The sequence below is a fragment of the Streptomyces sp. NPDC050546 genome, from assembly GCF_044457425.1.
GTDB lineage: Bacteria > Actinomycetota > Actinomycetes > Streptomycetales > Streptomycetaceae > Streptomyces.
Genome location: NZ_JBITGX010000004.1, coordinates 142,210 through 158,961 on the forward strand (window position 1 = coordinate 142,210; position 16,752 = coordinate 158,961).

Consider the following 16,752-nt stretch of genomic DNA (forward strand, 5'->3'; position numbering starts at 1 on the left):
CTTCGCTTCGCAGCACCGGCCCATCCACATAGCGCAGCACATGACGGGGAAGAATGAGCGACAGTTCCAAGCGCATGGCCAATCCGGACGACATGGAGCACCTGGCCAAGCTGCTCGATGGCAGAGGTAATCTGCGGGACAAGCTGGACGAGGCCTTCACTCGGGCCTCCCGACTTGGGGTAGGGGACAAGCTGGGCCCCATCAAACCGATGAGGTCCTGGACCGACGACACGGCCGTCGGCCTGCGCCGGCGCGCGGCCATTCTGCGGGCCGAGAACGGGGACCCCCGGGCGGCGGCGCTGTACGCGGGATTCAGGCCAGAGGATCTCAAGGCTGGGGAACTCCCGCCTGATGCCATGCTCATCGCGAACGCTGCCATTGCGAATGATGACAAGTTTGATGCCGCCTGGCTGCAGCGCAAGCCAGGCGAGACGTATCAGGATTGGCTGCAACGCATTCCGGGTGACGCTGCCGGCAAGATCAGCGGCAATGAGAACCTCGGCGAGGTCGTCAGCGACTATATCAACCTGACGGCTCTCGTCTCGACCGTGCCGGGTGCCTTTTCGACGGCGGCCCTGGGAACGTGGAAGCTGGTCAAGCGTTTCAAGCATGGCGAGTTGATGAAGGCGCCGGGTACGACACTCGCTCAACTTCTCAAGGGCCAGGGATCTAAACTCCTCCCGGCCAAAATAAGATTGCTGGGGGCGCAAATCGGCCGGAGCACTCCTCCCGTCGTCCTTAAAATCCTCACCGGATCTGACACACTCGCCCAACTTCACGGCGGGCGGCTGCATGCCTGGGAAGCGAACCTCCTCAGGGTCGGGAAGAACGTCGGCACGGCCTCGCGGGCCGCCGGGGCGAGCCGACTGGGGGCGTTCGCCTCCGGGGCGGGGGGCGCGCTGCGCACTGCCGGGTTCTGGCGTGCGACAGGCATCGGCGGCAGCGTCCTGGCTACAGGCATCGGGGCGATTGACGTCATGCAGGAGGGGAACCCTGTCGAGGCGTTCAAGCGAGACAAGGCTGGCTATGTCTCCAAGGTGTCCGGCGTGGCCTTCAATGCCTCGCTCACGGCCGCCATGGTTGCGCCCAATCCAATCACGATTGGCGCGGCGGTGGTCACGGGTGCCGTCTACGGTGTTGCGTCCATCGTCGACAACTGGGATACCGTCAAAAAGTTCCCTGGAAAGGTCGCGGACGCCGGAGCCTGGGCAGGGAAGAAAATCAGTGAGGGAGCTGGAAAGCTCGCCGACGGCGCGAAGTCGCTAGGTAGTGCACTCAATCCCTTTGATTGATCTTTGTGGAAGAGGGCAGGGTCGAACGATGTCCGACTTTTCGTTCGAACTTGAGCGCCTTGCGAAAACAGTGACTTCGATGAATCAACGTCACGTGAATGCTGCCGAGGTGACGTCGGCGGGCTGGGCCCGTGGCACTCATCGTTCCTGCTTTGGAGGTCGTTCCTGATACCGAACGCGCCGAGCGCGAAGGTGCCATGGTGACTGGTGAGAACATTCCGATGTCCTCCTGCGAAGCTCTTCGGTACGGCAGGCGGCCTCGCGTGGCCAAAGCAAAATTGAGCGTGGCGGGGCAGCCTGTGTCCTTCAACCGGGAGTCCTTGTGGATGAGTAGAGGTGCCCGGGCTCTAAAGATTTGGGCCGTGGGACGGGTGTACCGGTACCGAGAGGGAGGGAACCGGCGGCATCACTTGTTGGCACAAACTCCGCCACACGGGGTGAACGTGCAGCTGGTGACCGACCCGGTCGGGCGGCTGCTGTGGCTCTCACTCGCACTGCCCGGCCGCGCGCACGACCTGACCGTGGCTCACACCCACCGGATCATCCGGATCTGCGAACGCCAGGAAATCCCCATCGCTGCCGACCGCGCCTGCGTAGGAGCCAGCTCCTGGGTGACGACACCTCTCGGGCGCCGCCAGGCCTGACCTCGCACCAACCCAGCAAACCGCCACCCGCGCGCTGTCCACGGCACGGGCATCGGTCGAGCGCGGCGCCGCACGGCTGAAGTCGTGGCGAATCTTCCGCAAAGCTCCATGCAGCCCGAATCGAAGGTCCTCAATCGCCGTAGCCGTCCTCACTCTGGGACGGCAGCGCTGGAACGGCTCACTGCCTGGAGTAGCGCGTTGAGGAAGGCAGCGCGGTTACGTGTGGCGAAGCGGAGACTCTCACCATTCCGGGTGCGGATCACGACACTTTCCATGCCCATGGGGACGCCCCAACCGCCACCCGCAATCCGGTGATTGGTTGGCCCACTGCTGTTCTGTCCCTGGCTGTTTACGTTGATCGTGTTAATTGATGCGGCGCGCTGACCGGCTGTGGTGGAAGGCCCCGCTTGGGAGGCTTCCTTCACAGAGGTGGGGTCGATGTCCGCGAGCGAAATGCGCTCGCGACCAACTCGGAGCGTGTGCGTATCTATCTGAATTCGATTGTAGATGAACTTGGAGACCGGAACAGCCAGGAAGGGTAGTAGCACGAGGAGGAACAAGGCGCACAGGCCTAGCCAGAGGCCGAACTCATCGGGAATCGTGTCGGCTCCCATGTAGCTCACGCCGATCAAGTAGGCGGTGATGCAGATCCCTGACCAGACCTTTGGTGTCTTCTCTGTGTATTGCATAATCCTTGATTGAACCCTTCGGGCGTCGGAGTCCGGATTCCCTCAATGTGTAATGAGTACCCGGCTGTAGAGGAATCTTAAGGGTCCGAACTGCTAGCGGCCCAACGAGTGTCATTCCAAGTAGGCTGACCAAGCGCTGAGACCCCAGATGCGGCTGTGGGGCGCGGGAAACTGTGCTGACGATTCTAGTGCTGTCATGATTGGGTCTTTGCTTTATCGGTTGACGGCTTGGATTTCCTGGACGGTGATGTCCTGGTCGTTACCGAAGGTGCCGTTGGGGAGTTGCGTCGGGTTGGGATTGCTCGTACCGGTCCAGGTGATCTCCCATGTGATGGTGGCCTGGAGCTTGAAGGTGCCGTTGCCGGAGGAACGGAGGTACTTGATTCCGCACGGCGGCGTCTCGTTGGCCTTGCCCTTGGCGTAGGGCTCGCCGATGGAGTCGTCGGCGTTGATGGCGCACTCACCGGAGGCCGGGTAGGTCTCGGCGTCCTTGGTGCCCGGTTCCAGCTTGAGGGAGACCGGCTTTGCGGTGGTGGTGGCCTGGATGTTGAAGCCGGGGACGTTCAGGGCCGCCGTGGCCTGGACCTCGTCGAAGACCGCCTTGTCGAGCCACGCCCAGGTCGGCAGGTTCACCTTGGTGTTGGCCTCAGGGGCGAGGGTGACCTTGGTGTCGGGGAGCTCCATGTGCTGGTAGGCGAGAGCGGCGAGGATCTCCGGGGTGATGGCCTCTTCGTATTGGGGCGGCGGGGCATCGCCGTTCTCGACCCAGAAGGGGAGGTCCGTGCACGAGGTCCGCTTGAGGTAGTCCGGCTCGTTGGGGTTCTCGACGCCGGCCCAGAACATGCCCTTGCCGTCGTTCTTGACGTTGTAGTCCTTGTAGCCGGGTTTCCCGGGGATGTCGAACCCGTCCTCGTAGTGGCGCTTGGTCTCGCCGAGCGCCGCGCCCGCGGTCCCGCCCATTCCAGGCGTGTTCAGCTGGCTGTCGATGTGCTTGGACATCTCCTTCTTGAAGTCCTTGGCGCCGAGGTAGGGGGCGTACCAGCAGGGAGGGGGTGTCCAGTTGACGTCCACAGACTTCACGTTTCCGGTGCCGCCGCCCTTGGCGACGGATCCGGAGTATTGGATTCGGGCGGCGGCGTAGACGCCAGTTTCGTCCGTACCGCCCTCCTGCGTCTCGCGTCCCTTCTCGTAATCCACCGGTTCCGCCACGGCGTTCGGTGCGGTGATGACGAGCGTACTGACCGCAAGGGCCAGTGCGGCAGTGGTGGTGCCGAAGCCTGTGGGCCGTGACCTGTTCACTGGCACTTCTCCGCAGCTGTCTCGACGAACACCTTGGATGCCTGCCACAGGCCCTTGCCCGTAGGGAACTTGACCATGACGATCCTGTAGTAGCCGAAGTCCTTGGGGCTCGGGTCAGTCTTCAAGACTTTCCCCGTCTTGACCTCTTTGCCGTAGAACTTGCTGGTGTCGGCGCAGAACGCGACCTCTACGGATTTTCCGTTCGGGGCAGACCGTGTGGTGGCATCGAAGTGGCGGCGGGTTCCGTAAGCCGTCCAGCCACCCTTGATCCATTCGTTGATCTGCACCTGCGCGTAGTGCAAGCCGCCGCCGGTGCTGTAGGCCGTCACCGCCGCGTCCTTCGTGGTGCGCTTGTCGACGCCGCGATAGATGGCGCGGAGGAAGTTCGCGGCGTCATCCATGGCGGCCGCCTCGTTCTTGTCCTTCGGCTTGTCCCAGTCGAAGACCAGGTTCATGTCCTTTGGGACAGACACGTCCACGCCGTCCGGGTTGTTCCCCGTCGACGCTGAGGGCGATGACGACTCCTTCGGCGTCTCAGCTCCTTGGTCGGCGCCGGCGATCTTGTCGTTGTCGCTGGACTTGTCGTCCCCGCTACCGCAGGCCGTCAACAACAGTGCTGCCGTTGCCGCAAGTGCGGCAGCAACGGGCAATGGGCGGCGCTTCACAGTGGCTCCCCGTGAGAGACAGAAGTTCAGTAATCGCCCTGACGTTACCGGTGGGGTTTCCGGTTTCACCAGGGCGAACTTCTGTGGGAACAGGGGTAATCCGGGGCGTATGGGGCCCTCGAAGGGCTGGCTGTGTCCTGATCGTGCCCGAACAGGTGCGGGCTGGGATGCCGTGGTGTCCAGCAGTCCGGTGCCGTGACGTTGCGAGGGGCGATTCGCTAGTGCGGTGCCTTTGTCGCGGTGAGACGCAGGGAGGGGTGTCCGTGTTCCATCAGGGCCTGACCGTAATGTGGCCCGGGCCGAAGCGCACGAGTGGCGGAGAATATGTCTGAGGGTTTTGTTCGGGTCGGACGAAGTGGTCAAGAACAAGCCTGGTGGCGGGCCGACTTCGTCCGGTGGCTTGCATTCAGTGTCGTGTGTGCCGGCGGTTCGCTGGGGCTCGCCTGGCTCGGGCCTGTCGTGCCGTTGTGGAGACCCGTTCGCGGGGTGGCCCTGCTCCTCTCCTGGATCGTGCTGCCGCTGGCAACGGTTCTCGTGCCGCTGCTGATGTTGCGGAGGGTTCCGCGCAAGCAGCGGAAAATGGCCTGGCAGCTCGTCGTTCCCGTCGTAGCGGGGGTGGCACTGGGTGTGTTCGGGAACGGGGCCGGTGATCAGGTTGCTCTGGCTGTGCGGGGTGAGTGGACGGACGCCGTGGTCGTGCGTAAGGACAGCGCCAAGACCAACCACTGTGACCTGCGCACGGTCGGCGGCCGTGAGATCTCTCCCTCGCTCTCGGAAGGCGAAGGGTGCAGGGACTGGGTGGAGGCGGGCAGCAAACTGCGTGTCCGGTACGACCCCGCGGGCGTTGCCAGTCCGACCAGCGATGTGGAGCAGAGCTCGAACGCCGGTTTCCTCGCGGTCCTCTTCGTCCTCGCCGTAGTGATGGGCACCTGGGGAGGTGTGCGGCAGAGCCGGTGGGACAAGGAGTACGTCCCGGTGTGAGTGAACGCGCGAGCTCAGTACAGTGCGCTCTTCGGTACCTCGATCTGCCGGTACTCCACCCACCGCCCCAGCCGCTCGTCACGACCCGCCAGAACGAACAGTACGAACGGGGCCGGAAGGCCGACCAGCGCCACCGCCCACGCCGGTAGGAACCAGCCCAGCTGCGACAGGCACAGGCAGCATGCCAGCAGGCTCGCGGATGTACGGGCGAACGACCTCGCGTGGTCGGTCATCGTGCGGCGGCTGTCCGCGGGGCGCGGCAGCAGTGCGCCGAGGAGGTTGCCGACGGCGGCGCCTGCCAGGAGGCCCCAGAGCGCGCCGCCCGGGAGGAACGCTGCCGGGAAGCCGTCGCGGGGGAAGTCAAAGGCGTAGCCGCCTGCCAGGCCTGCCACCAGGCCGATGAAGGTGCAGCAGAGCACAGTGACCGCTGTGAGCTGGTCTCGGACCTGGGCGGAAAGGGTGCCCTCGCCGTCGCCCTGTGTCTCGCGGCCGTCGCCCCGCGTCTCACGTCCGTCGCCCCGCGTCTCGCGGAACACCCCTCCCGAGCCGACGACGAACAGCGGCACGCCGATCACCAGCAGAATCGTCGCACCGAACAGGCCGCCGTTCTTGCCCGGGGCGTCCGAAGCCGGGAAGTAGCCCTGCACCTGCCACGCAAGCACCGCCATCAGCACGACGTACAGCCAGTAGCCGGCGATCAGCGCCCAGCCCGTGCCGATCCGGGCGCGTCGGGCCAGTGCCAGGGGAGTGTGGAACAGGCCTGCCATGGGGAGTGCGATCAGGGCCCAGGCGAAGATGAAAGCGTCGGAGGCGCGGTTCTCGGCCCGGATCGCATCGAGGAGCTTCGGCGGTGCGGGCAGCAGCAGTACCAGGAGCAGGGAGGCGACGGCCGCTGTCGTGCCTGCCGTGATCCGTGCGATCTTGGCTCGCTGCGTCCTCCGGGGTCTGCCCGTGCCTGTCGCCGAGTTCATCCCTGGCCGTCTCCTGTGAAGCTCGCCGTTCCGCCCCTAAGGCCACCCCTCCGAAACTACACTCGCGCCCCATGCGTAACTCCCGCAGCATGCAAGCGAAGTCGGCGCCCCTTTCGTGCGGAAGGCTCCCCGGCGCGAGGTGTGGGAGAAGACGGTTCGTGGGGGGTGGGGTGTGGTCCGCGGCGGGGGGCGGTGACGCACCCTGAGCCGCCCCAGGTCCAAACCGCCCGCCAAGGCCAAGGCCACATCCAAACCCCGGGCCCGTCACAAGCAGTCCCGCGACCCCCGGGCCCACTGGCTTCTCCTTGCCCTCACCCTCCCTCTCGTCTTCGCCTTCCTGATCTTCGAGGGCTGGACCCAGCACGAGGTCGATGCCGCGAAGACGCGGTCTGCGTGTACCTCGCCCGTGCCGGAGGCCGTCGCGAAGGGCGGGCCCGTGATCGGGATCAACCGGGACGGGATACGGACCGGGGCGATGCCCGCCCGGACCGTCGCGCTCACCTTCGACGGGGGGCCGGACCCCGTGTGGACCCCGCGGCTGCTGGATCTGCTCCGCAGGAACAACGCGCGGGCCACCTTCTTCGTGCACGGGGCCCAGGCCGCCCGGCACCCCGAACTCGTACGGCGGATCCGGGCCGAGGGGCATGAGATCGGGTCCAACACGTACACCGGGGCCGTGCTGGGGGAGTCGTCCGGGCCCCGTTTCGAGGCCGAGCTGGAGTTGACCCAGAGTGCGTTGGCCGGGACCACCGGGCAGCGGACCAACCTGCTGCGGATGCCGCGGACGACGACTCCCGAGACGCTGTGCGGGCGGGAGTGGCAGGCGGCGCGCAAGGCCACCGGGTACGGGTACGTGCTCGTCTCCGCCGACAAGGGCTCGCGCAAGCCGGCGCAGGGGATCGTACGGCAGCTGAGCCAGACGGAGAGCGCCTACGCCGAGTCGCGGAGGCTGTTGAAGAACCCAGGCGTCGACCGGTTCACCACCGTGTCCGACGGGCTGCGGCTCGTTCCGTACAAGTCCGCCTCCTTCGTGGAACGGTGGGCGGGAGAGGCGCTGATCTGGACCACGCGGATCGGGCAGGTCTTCTCCACCGCCATGATCTGGATCCTCGGTGTCGCCGGTGGGCTCGGTGTGCTGCGGCTGTTGCTGCTGGCCCTGTTCGCTCGGGCGCATGTGCGCCGGCTGGAGCGGTTCCGGACCGGGGCGCCCTGGATGCGCGACACGTCCGGGCCGGTGACCGTGCTCGTCCCGGCGTACAACGAGGAGGCCGGGATCGGGTCGACCCTGCGGTCGCTGCTCGACTCCGGCCATCGGGAGCTGCAGATCGTCGTGATCGACGACGGGTCGAGTGACCGGACCGCCGACATCGCCGAGAACATGGGGGATCCGCGGGTGGAGGTCGTGCGGCAGGCCAACTCCGGGAAGGCCGCCGCCCTCAACACCGGCCTCGCGCACGCCCGGTACGACATCGTCGTGATGGTCGACGCCGACACTGTCTTCGAGCCCGATGCCATCGAGCGGATCGTCCAGCCGCTCGCGCATCCCGCCGTGGGCGCCGTCAGCGGCAACACCAAGGTCGGCAACCGGCGGACCCTGCTCGGCAGATGGCAGCACCTCGAGTACGTCTTCGGCTTCAATCTCGACCGGCGCATGTTCGAGGTGCTGGAGTGCATGCCGACCGTCCCGGGCGCCATCGGGGCGTTCCGCCGGGACGCGGTGATCGGCGTCGGCGGGGTCAGCGAGGACACCCTCGCCGAGGACACCGACCTGACGATGGCCCTGTGGCGGGCCGGGTGGCGGGTGCTGTACGAGGAGTCCGCCGTCGCCTGGACCGAAGTGCCCACCACCGTCCGGCAGTTGTGGCGGCAGCGGTACCGGTGGTGCTACGGCACGCTGCAGGCGATGTGGAAGCATCGGGGGGCCTTCTTCGGCCGGGGGACCGCAGGGCGGTTCGGGCGGCGCGGGCTGACCTATCTCGCGCTCTTCCAGGTCGCGCTGCCGCTGCTCGCGCCCGTCATCGACGTCTACGCCCTGTACGGCGTGCTGTTCCGCGACCCGTTGGAGTCGGCCGGGGTGTGGTTCGCCTTCTTCGGCGTGCAGGTCGTCTGCTCGGGATACGCGCTCAGACTCGACGGGGAGCCGGTGCGCGCCCTGTGGTCGATGCCGTTCCAGATCGTCGTCTACCGGCAGTTGATGTATCTCGTCGTCATCCAGTCGCTGGTGGCGCTGCTGGTCGGGAGCCGGCTGCGGTGGCAGCGGATGCAGCGCTCCGGTACGGCCGCTGAACAGATCGGTGGGCCGGTTCCGTATAAGAGCGTGCCTATGCGTTGAACCGACAGCATCCCCCCACAGCATCGCCGAGGTGAACCAGCGGAATGGGCCGATGAGCGACTGGACCGACCCCGCGGGAGACCAGCGGGCGGGACGGGATCCGGGAAGGGTCCCGTCCGCGTTCCCGCTGGTGCCCCCGCCCTCGATCCGTACCGCCCCCTTGCCCGGCATGTCCTCGTCGGCCGCGCCCGGCCGCTACGACAGCAGCGTCGAGGAGGGTGACCGAAGGAGCGAGCACGGCCGGAGGGGGCCACGAGACCGAAGAGACGGCAGCAGAACCCCCCGGCGCCGGGCGGGAGGGAGCCGCCGGTTCGTGCGTACGGCCGCCGTCCTGTCGGCCGTCCTCACGCTCGCCGGCGCCGGTACGTACGTCTGGGCCGACACCCGGCTCAACCAGGAGGTCGACCTCGGCACGCTCAGCAGCCGGGTGCCGCCCGGCGAGGGCACCAACTACCTGGTCGTGGGCTCCGACAGCCGCGACGGCCTGTCGGAGAAGGACAAGAAGGACCTCAACACCGGCTCCACCGACGGCCGCCGTACCGACTCGGTGATCCTGCTGCACACCGGGGCGAACGGCACCACGATGCTCAGCCTGCCGCGCGACTCCTGGGTGACCCTCCCGCCCTACGTCGATCCCGACACCGGCAGGAGCTACCGGGCCACGCCGAACAAACTGAACGCGGCGTTCTCGCTGGGCGGCCCCGACCTGCTCGTGCAGACCGTGGAACGCAACACCGGCGTGCACATCGACCACTACGCGGAGATCGGCTTCGCCGGCTTCGTGGGCGTGGTGGACGCGGTCGGCGGCGTGGACATGTGCCTGGACAAGGCCGTACGGGACAAGGACTCCGGCGCCGATCTGCGGGCCGGATGCCAGACCCTGGACGGCTCCGAGGCCCTGGCCTTCGTACGGCAGCGCAAGCAGGAGGCCCAGGGTGACCTGGGGCGCACCCGCAACCAGCAGAAGTTCCTGGCCGCCCTGGCCGACAAGGCGGCCACCCCGTCCACTCTCGCCGACCCGTCCAAGTCCTTCCCGACCCTGAGCGCGGGCCTCGACACGCTCATCGTGGACGAGGGCACGGAGCTGCCCGACCTCATGAAACTGTTCGAGGCCATGAAGAAGGCCGCGGCCGGCGGAGGAAGCCAGCTCAACGTGCCCGTGGCCGACCCCGACCTGCGGACCTCCAAGGGCAGCGCGGTGAAGTGGGACGACCGGCGGGCCCGCGCCCTGTTCGCGGCGATACGGGAGGACCGGCCGCCCGGCACCTCACAAGCCCCCTAGAGCAAGCCCTCTAGAGCAAGCCCTCTAGAGCAAGCCCTCTAGAGCAAGCCCTCTAGAGGAACGGCGTGCCCGGCTCCAGCCCCGCCAGCACCCTGCCGTACAGCTCCAGGTTGGTCGCCGGGTGGACGAAGGCGTGCAGGTTCAGCGCCCGCAGATCGCGCACGGCGCGCTGGATCGGCACCTCCTCGTGGAGCGAGGAGGCGCCCGACGCCGAGCCCAGCAGGTCGGCGGCCTCCAGGCAGAGCCTGGCCACATAGCCGCTGCGCGCCCGGACTCCTGCCCGTTCCTCGGTCGTGAAGGGCTTCGTGTGCGGCTCCCCGCTCGCCGCCCGCGTATCGAGCAGCGTGACGATCTCGTCGGTCAGATGCTCGGCGCAGGAGATCTTCAACGCCGCCTCGGCCGTCTGCAGATGCGTGACGGGCGCCTCGTGCTGCCGCTCGTAGAAGGTGTACGTGATGCCCCGCCGGTGGATCCGCTCGCGGAACTCCGCCAGTGCCGAGCGGGCGAGGCCGAGGGCGTTCGGGGTCGCCCAGGCGCAGAACATCAGCAGCACCGGCACCCGGTAGAACGGGTCGTCGGCGTTGGCCTTAGACGCGAACTCACCGCCGAGCAGCGGGGCGACCGGCAGCACGCGGTGGGCGGGTACGACGACATCGCGCGCCACGACACTGTTGCTGCCGCTGCCCGCCAGCCCCGACACCCGCCAGTCGTCGAGGATCTCCAGCTCGGCCACGGGCACGGCGGTCCACACCGACTCGGGCCGCCCCTCGACCCGGGCGGTCAGCAGATGCCAGTCGGCGTCCCGGCAGCCGGTGGCGAAGGGCGAGGTCCCGTTGACCACGTAGCCGCCGTCGCCCGTCGGGACGGCGATCGCACTGGGGATCAGGCTGCCGCCGACGCGTACGTCGGGGCTGGTGAAGATCTCGTCCTGCGCCTCATCGGGGAAGAGTGCGGCGACGTACGCGCATCCGGCCTGGATCAGTGTCATGAATCCGGCCGAACCGCACGCGGCGGAGAGCTCCGCCAGCGCGTCGACCTGGGTCCGCAGGCTGCTCTGGTAACCGCCGTACCGCCGGGGCACGTTCATCCGCTGGATCCCGGTCCCGGTCAGTGCCTCCACGACCTCCCGCGTCACCCGCCGCTCCCGCTCGGTCCGCAGGGCGTGCCCGCGGATGAGAGGCGCGAGCTCGCGGACGCGCTCGACCAGGCCGGTGTCGGTGGGAGGTACAGGCAGAACGGTGTCTCGCGTGCCCGAAGTCATGGCTGCACCGTGACCTCCCCCGCGCCCGCTGTCAACGGGCCCTGATCCTCCGGGAGTTGATCCCGGCCAGCGTCGCCGTCAGCGAGCCGTACCCGGTCGCGGCCCAGGCGCTGCGCTCGGCCGGCAGCTCGAAGTAGGGGACGGTACGGCCGTCCTCGTCCGTGTCGGTGAGCACCTCCGGGGCGCGGCGGTCCCGCAGGGCGTCCGCGCACTCCTGGCAGACCGCCACGTCCAGCCGGTCCCGGCGCCCGAGCGGACGCCAGCCGGTGCGCAGGGCGGCGCGGCCGTGCAGGGGGTTGAAGAAGCAGCGGGGGAGGGCCGTGTCGTCGTCGCCGGCCAGGGCATCGCGGCCCTCTTGGACCAGGGCCAGGACGCCCGCCAGGTCCGGCAGGCCCCGGGCCTCGTCGAGGACCGTGCCGGCGGCGGCGTACGCGTCGAGGGCGTGCTGGAGACCCCGTGTCGTGGAGACGTCGGCGGCCCGGGTGGCCTCGCCGAGCGCCAGGACCTCCGCCTCCGCCCGGCGCCGCAGCTCCGCCTCGTCGGCCGCACGGGCCGTGGCGAACACCAGCTGGGGAACGGCCGGGGCCGGCTTGCGGGAACGGACCGCGGTGCGGGTCGCCAGGGCGGTCAGGGCCAGTACCGGTACGCCGACGAGCAGCCACCAGACGGGGCCGCCGGACGCCGACTCGGCCCGTTCCTCGGCCTGCTCCTCCCGTCGTCGCGTGTCGTCCCCCAGGTCCTTCACCGCCTCCTCGTACCGTTGCGTGCCCTTCCCCTCCGCCACCAGCTCCACGGCCTTGGCGGTCAGGTCGGCGAGCCCCGCGTCCCGCGTCTCGTCCAGGAAGCCGGCGGCGGACACGGCGTCCCGGGTCTGGTGGGTGTCGGCGGGCCACTCTTCGCCCGTCAGGGAGTCGGGGAAGTCGCCGTCCGTCGTGATGAGGATGAGCTCGCGCTGGTCCGGGAGCCGGTCGCGGACCGTCCCGGCCAGGACGCCCGAGTCGCCGTCGAAGGCGTCGCCCTTGGTGAGGGGCGTGAGCACGACCTTGATCGGCAGGCCCGTCCGGCGGATCTGCTGCGCGAGCTCCCGCTGCCGGGACGGCGGTACGGCATCGGCGTACGCCTCGTCGACGTAGACGGGGGAGCCGCGCAGGGAGCTCGCGATGCGCTGCCCGGCGCTCGGCGTGCCGCCGTCCGCTGCCCGGGCGGCGGTGGTGGTGAGCGCGGTCAGCAGCAGGGCCGCGAGGACGGCGGTCAGGCGCTTGACGTCAGTGGACACCTGCGGTCTCCCTCACCTTCTCGATGAGCCGGGTGATTCCCTTGGGTACGGCGGTCAGCGGGCCGTCGGTCGCGTCGTAGTACGGCACGCGGCCGCCGCCCGCGGGGGCGGGCAGTCTCATCAACCGGGCCGGCATCCCGAGCGGATCGGCGATGGCCGCGTCGCGGCACAGCGCGCAGACGGGAAGCAGGCGCCGGCTGGTGCCCTCGGCGGAGACCCGCACATGGGAGAGGCGCACGCCGGAGCCGTGCAGGGGGTTGACGCCACAGCACAGGTCGTTCTCGTCACCGGAGAGCGCGGCTCGGCCCGCCCGGGCGAGCACGATGACGGCGACCAGGGTCGCGGGGTCCGTCCCGGATCTCCGGGCCCGGTCGGGGTCGCCCTCGACCAGGAGCATCGCCGCGTCGAGGTGGTCCCAGGCGCGGCCGCGGTCGTCCGGGTCGCTGAACGCGCCGACGAGAGAGGTGAGTTCGGCGTGCGCGGTGCGCCGGAGGTAGGAGACCGACGGCTCGGTGGGGGCGGTGACCGGCAGCAGGTCAGCCGGTTCGGGTGCAGTCCGGCGCCGCCCGGTCAGGCCGCCGACGATCCATGTCCCGCCCGCCACGACACCGGACAGCACGAGCGCCAGGAAGGCGCCCACGAACAGGCCGGGCCAGAAGTCGGTGGCGAACAGGGGCGGAAGGGCGTACTCCTCGTCGGCGTTCGGGGCGGCGGCCGGCGTGGATTCAAACCCCGGACGGTCCGTGCGCTCGGCCTTGTCGAGGAAGGTCATGAGTGTGTCGAGGCGTTCGCCGAGGAGGTGGTCGTCGGCCTCGTCCGCCCTGCTGTCGCCGAGCGTGACCGAGTCCGGCAGGTCGAAGGACAGGCTGTCGGCGTCGATGCGCAGGCCGTAGTTGTAGACGTCGATCGTGCCGTCGTCCGGGTCGGCCACGACGTAGAGCCCGTCCTGGCGCGCCTTGGCGTGCACGGCCGCGGCGAACAGCCACGAATCGCCCGCCGACTCGCTCTCGGGCGTCTGCGGCACGAGGGCGACGTACACCGGGCCGCCGCCGTCGGAACGCCGGAAGTCCCGGATCCGCTCGTGCAGCCGGGCCAGTTGGCGCGAGTCGAGTACGCGCGGGCTCTCCGGGTCGGCGTAGACGGCGTCCTGCTTCAGGCCCGCCGCGACGCGTTCGACACGGGCGGACAGTTCGGCGGGGGTGGGTGGCTTCGCCGCGCTCGACCTGGTCTGGTCGAAGACGACGGGAGCGGCGAGGGCGATCGTCGCGGCGGTGAGGGCGGCCGCGCCGGGCACGACCCACCGGGGGACGCGCCGCTCGGCTGCGGAACGCCGGCGGTGGCGCCGTGCGTACCAGGCCGTCAGCACGATCATCAGCGGTACACCGGTCAGCAGGATGCCCGTGAGGAACGACTGGTTGCTGCGGTCGGAGGGGCCGATGTACAGGTCGGCGGGCTCGTCGTCCCGGTACTTCTCGCGAGCCGCTTCGGCACGGGCGCCGGCCTTGTCGCCGCCCAGGGCGATGACGTCGGCGAACCGCTCGAAGCTGCGCAACGGGCCCGCGTCGTAGGGGAGTTCATACCGCGTGACCGTGATGGCGGCGTCGGCGGGGACGCGGACGCCATAGGCCGTGGCCGCCGCGAGGTCCGCCCCCTCGAACAGGACGTACAGCCCGTCCCGCCCGAGCCGGTCGTGCACCGCGCCGAGCAGCTGCTCGGCGTCCGTGCTGACCTGCATGGGCAGGACCAGGACGTAGGTCGGCACGCCGGTCTTCTTCGCGAGCCTCGCGAAGTCCGGGGCGGTGGAGGCCGGGACCTCGCGGGGGAGCTGGTCGGTGACGTGGACCGGGTTCTCGCGAAGGCGCTCGGCGAGGTAGGCGGCCTGAGTGACGGGCGCGGTCTCCGCCGCCCGGGCCGGGGTAGCGGTTGCGAAGACACCCGCTACGGCGCAGAGCGCGAGCAGCAGCCGCAGCATACGCAGCCGGTCACTGCTCAACGCCGGTATACGCACTGCGTATGCCCTGTTTGTCGCGACTGCTCTCACCGGTTTGCCCCCCGCGGTCCGATCGCTGTCCGAGCGGCACTCTACTCGGGGCTTCGCTAGTGCTACAGGTCGCCGGGGTGAGGATCGGCCGGGCCGCGGCTCGGCCGGGGCGCGTGGGGCAGAACCCGGCGGTTCAGCCCAGCTTCGCGTTCTGGGCCTTCACCAGCGCTGCCGGGAGCTTCGCGTTGCCGGGCCTGTTCTGGACCATGGCCGAGCCGTTGACGGAGAAGTAGACGGCGACGACGTCGTCGCTGCGGACCGCCGGGGCGTGCAGGGTGTGGGTGACACCGCGGAAGGGCGTCGTGGCCTGGAACGCGAGTGACTCGTCCCCGCCCTGTGCGACCGGCTTCTCGGCGGTGACGGAATCGTACGGGGTGGTCCCCTTCGCCTTCGCCGTGAAGCCGTCGCCACACGCGTCGACGCCCTTGGACAGCCCGGCGAACGCCGACTCGGCCTTGCCCGGGGTGTCGTAGGACATGAGCGTGACGTACGTGAACCCGCTGTTCTGCGGGACATGATGGGTCAGGTCGGCCTGCGCATCGCCGAGGGCCAGCTGGTTCATCGCGAGGGCCAGAGGCGCACAGACCGGCTTGTCGGCCTTGACGTCCTCGGGGGACTTGGCGAAGGCGTACTTGTCGTCCTGCTTGGACGGGGGGTTCACGTCCAGGCCGGGCACGTCCGCCGACGTGATCATGAGCTTCGTCAGCCGCTCGGCCGGGGTCACCTGCTTCGCCCGGGATGCGGTGGGCCCGGGCTCACCGGCCGCCGAATCCGAGTCGGCGTCCCCACCGCACGCCGTGAGCGTGGCGAGGGAGAGCAGGGACAGGGCGGATGCGGCGAGCGCGGCCCGCTTCATGGAGGCTCCTCGGTGGGGGGACAGGCCGACGATCATGGCACGGCGGCCGCGGTCCGACGTGAGTGAATCGTGTGGGCCTCATGGTCGAGGAGTGACGAAGGGTCCGGGGTTCGGACGTCCGTCGGCTCGTGGTGGATTCGCTGTCGCACAGCGAACGGCCCGTCCGTGTGCCGCCATCAACGGGTTTGTCCTGGCCGGAAGTTGCAGATGGATAACGGTGCGTGTCGTGAGGTTCAGGACCTGGGACGTGCCTTGAGGGGCTTATGTGCGGCTGATACGGTGCGATGGCTTGACACTCACCCCCAGTGCTGGCTATTCGCCCAGGCAGAGCGGGTATGTCCGGCCCGCTCCGCAGTTTCCACGCGGGGCAGGCGCGGGTGAAGTGTCCAATTTTGAAGGCAAATTGACAGACATCATCTTGGGTGTACGGGGAGCGGTTGCGTGAAGATCCAAGAGCGTACGGGGGCGGGCGCAGGCCGTTCCGCATCTCCGGCTCAGCCGTCGGTCGGCGACCGCCTTCCCGCACCGCCTCGCGAGCGCAAACCGGCACTGGCCGCGCTCGCGGTGCTGCTCATCCTGGTGGGTGCGCTGGGCGTGACGATGCTCGTGCTGCAGGTCGGCAACCGGGTCGAGGTCGTCAAGGTGACGAAGGAGATCCAGGCCGGGGAGTCCGTCGGCAGCAACGTCACCTCGGTGATGGTCGCCGCCGACGACAGCATCAACTACGTCACGTGGGACCAGCTGGCCACCCTCAAGACGCTCAAGGCCAAGAGCACGATCTACTCCGACACGGTCGTGATGGGCCAGATGTTCGGCAAGAAGGCCGCCCTGCCGGCCGGCAAGGCCTCCGTCGGCCTGGCCCTCAAGGAGGGCCAGTACCCCGCCGACATCAAGGCCGGTGACATGGTCTCCGCCTACCGCGTCAGCACCAGCGGCTCCCCCTCGAACAGCACCGACGACAGCACCGGCTCGAGCGGCACCTCGTCCTCCGGCGCCATCGTCGACAACGCGCAGGTGGCCAAGGTCGTGGAGAACGAGGACGCCACCGTGAGCACCGGCAACCTCTCGCTCACCGTCCTCGTCGACGAGGCCGACGCGGCCGCGCTCGCCTCCGCGGCGGCCGCGAACCAGGTCGCCATCGTGCACGTCCCCGGCAACTAGAA

The 16,752-nt window shown here is 68.9% G+C and carries 13 protein-coding genes and 1 pseudogene; 6 read left to right on the forward strand and 8 right to left on the reverse strand.

Translation table 11 applies throughout. The annotated features are described in order from the left end of the window. The first annotated feature begins 53 nt into the window (after window positions 1-53). The gene (locus tag ACIBK5_RS11605; protein ID WP_399018570.1) at window positions 54-1,292 is read left to right on the forward strand and encodes a mucin-2; all 1,239 of its coding nucleotides are present in this window, start codon (window positions 54-56) and stop codon (window positions 1,290-1,292) included. 431 nt (window positions 1,293-1,723) lie between these two features. Further along, window positions 1,724-2,138 (forward strand): annotated as a pseudogene (locus ACIBK5_RS11610) (transposase family protein); the annotation flags it as partial. On the opposite strand, the gene ACIBK5_RS11615 reads toward ACIBK5_RS11610, so the two are convergent. The 3 genes from ACIBK5_RS11615 to ACIBK5_RS11625 form a co-directional block, all read right to left on the reverse strand. Next, window positions 2,086-2,625 (reverse strand): hypothetical protein, encoded by a 540-nt coding sequence (locus ACIBK5_RS11615; RefSeq protein ID WP_399018572.1) that lies wholly within the window; start codon window positions 2,623-2,625, stop codon window positions 2,086-2,088. The pseudogene ACIBK5_RS11610 and the gene ACIBK5_RS11615 sit on opposite strands and share 53 nt — an antisense overlap. A 213-nt stretch (window positions 2,626-2,838) precedes the next feature. Next, window positions 2,839-3,924: a hypothetical protein gene (locus ACIBK5_RS11620; RefSeq protein ID WP_399018573.1), complete on the reverse strand. Its 1,086-nt coding sequence runs from the start codon at window positions 3,922-3,924 to the stop codon at window positions 2,839-2,841. Further along, window positions 3,921-4,589 (reverse strand): hypothetical protein, encoded by a 669-nt coding sequence (locus tag ACIBK5_RS11625; RefSeq protein ID WP_399018575.1) that lies wholly within the window; start codon window positions 4,587-4,589, stop codon window positions 3,921-3,923. Before ACIBK5_RS11625 ends, ACIBK5_RS11620 begins: the two co-directional genes overlap by 4 nt. Before the next feature lie 486 nt (window positions 4,590-5,075). Between ACIBK5_RS11625 and ACIBK5_RS11630 the strand changes: the two genes are divergently transcribed. Beyond that, on the forward strand, window positions 5,076-5,570 hold the full coding sequence (locus ACIBK5_RS11630; RefSeq protein WP_399018577.1) for a hypothetical protein: 495 nt from the start codon (window positions 5,076-5,078) through the stop codon (window positions 5,568-5,570). 14 nt (window positions 5,571-5,584) lie between these two features. Here ACIBK5_RS11630 and ACIBK5_RS11635 read toward each other — a convergent pair whose 3' ends face one another. Next, window positions 5,585-6,541, reverse strand: coding sequence for a hypothetical protein (locus ACIBK5_RS11635; RefSeq protein WP_399018579.1), 957 nt, complete (start codon window positions 6,539-6,541; stop codon window positions 5,585-5,587). Window positions 6,542-6,947: 406 nt separating this feature from the next. Between ACIBK5_RS11635 and ACIBK5_RS11640 the strand changes: the two genes are divergently transcribed. Together ACIBK5_RS11640 and ACIBK5_RS11645 are read left to right on the forward strand one after the other, a co-directional pair. After that, window positions 6,948-8,873 (forward strand): glycosyltransferase, encoded by a 1,926-nt coding sequence (locus tag ACIBK5_RS11640; protein WP_399018581.1) that lies wholly within the window; start codon window positions 6,948-6,950, stop codon window positions 8,871-8,873. Between the two features lie 52 nt (window positions 8,874-8,925). Next, window positions 8,926-10,155 carry an LCP family protein gene (locus ACIBK5_RS11645; protein WP_399018583.1) on the forward strand — a complete coding sequence of 410 codons (1,230 nt, stop codon included), beginning with the start codon at window positions 8,926-8,928 and terminating at the stop codon, window positions 10,153-10,155. Window positions 10,156-10,207: 52 nt separating this feature from the next. Here ACIBK5_RS11645 and ACIBK5_RS11650 read toward each other — a convergent pair whose 3' ends face one another. The 4 genes from ACIBK5_RS11650 to ACIBK5_RS11665 all read right to left on the reverse strand — a co-directional run bounded on the left by ACIBK5_RS11650 (window position 10,208) and on the right by ACIBK5_RS11665 (window position 15,589). Further along, entirely contained in the window at window positions 10,208-11,416 is a 1,209-nt protein-coding gene (locus ACIBK5_RS11650; RefSeq protein ID WP_399018585.1) for an acyl-CoA dehydrogenase family protein, read from the reverse strand. Window positions 11,417-11,447: 31 nt separating this feature from the next. Further along, the gene (locus tag ACIBK5_RS11655; protein ID WP_399018587.1) at window positions 11,448-12,692 is read right to left on the reverse strand and encodes a hypothetical protein; all 1,245 of its coding nucleotides are present in this window, start codon (window positions 12,690-12,692) and stop codon (window positions 11,448-11,450) included. Then, a complete protein-coding gene (locus ACIBK5_RS11660) occupies window positions 12,682-14,685 on the reverse strand; it encodes a hypothetical protein (RefSeq protein WP_399018589.1) in 2,004 nt (667 codons plus the stop codon). The genes ACIBK5_RS11655 and ACIBK5_RS11660 overlap by 11 nt, the downstream gene beginning before the upstream one ends. 181 nt (window positions 14,686-14,866) lie before the next feature. Next, window positions 14,867-15,589, reverse strand: coding sequence for a hypothetical protein (locus ACIBK5_RS11665; protein WP_399018591.1), 723 nt, complete (start codon window positions 15,587-15,589; stop codon window positions 14,867-14,869). A gap of 441 nt (window positions 15,590-16,030) precedes the next feature. Here ACIBK5_RS11665 and ACIBK5_RS11670 point away from each other — a divergent pair, with 441 nt between their 5' ends. Further along, on the forward strand, window positions 16,031-16,750 hold the full coding sequence (locus ACIBK5_RS11670) for a hypothetical protein (RefSeq protein WP_399018594.1): 720 nt from the start codon (window positions 16,031-16,033) through the stop codon (window positions 16,748-16,750). Window positions 16,751-16,752: the final 2 nt, after the last annotated feature.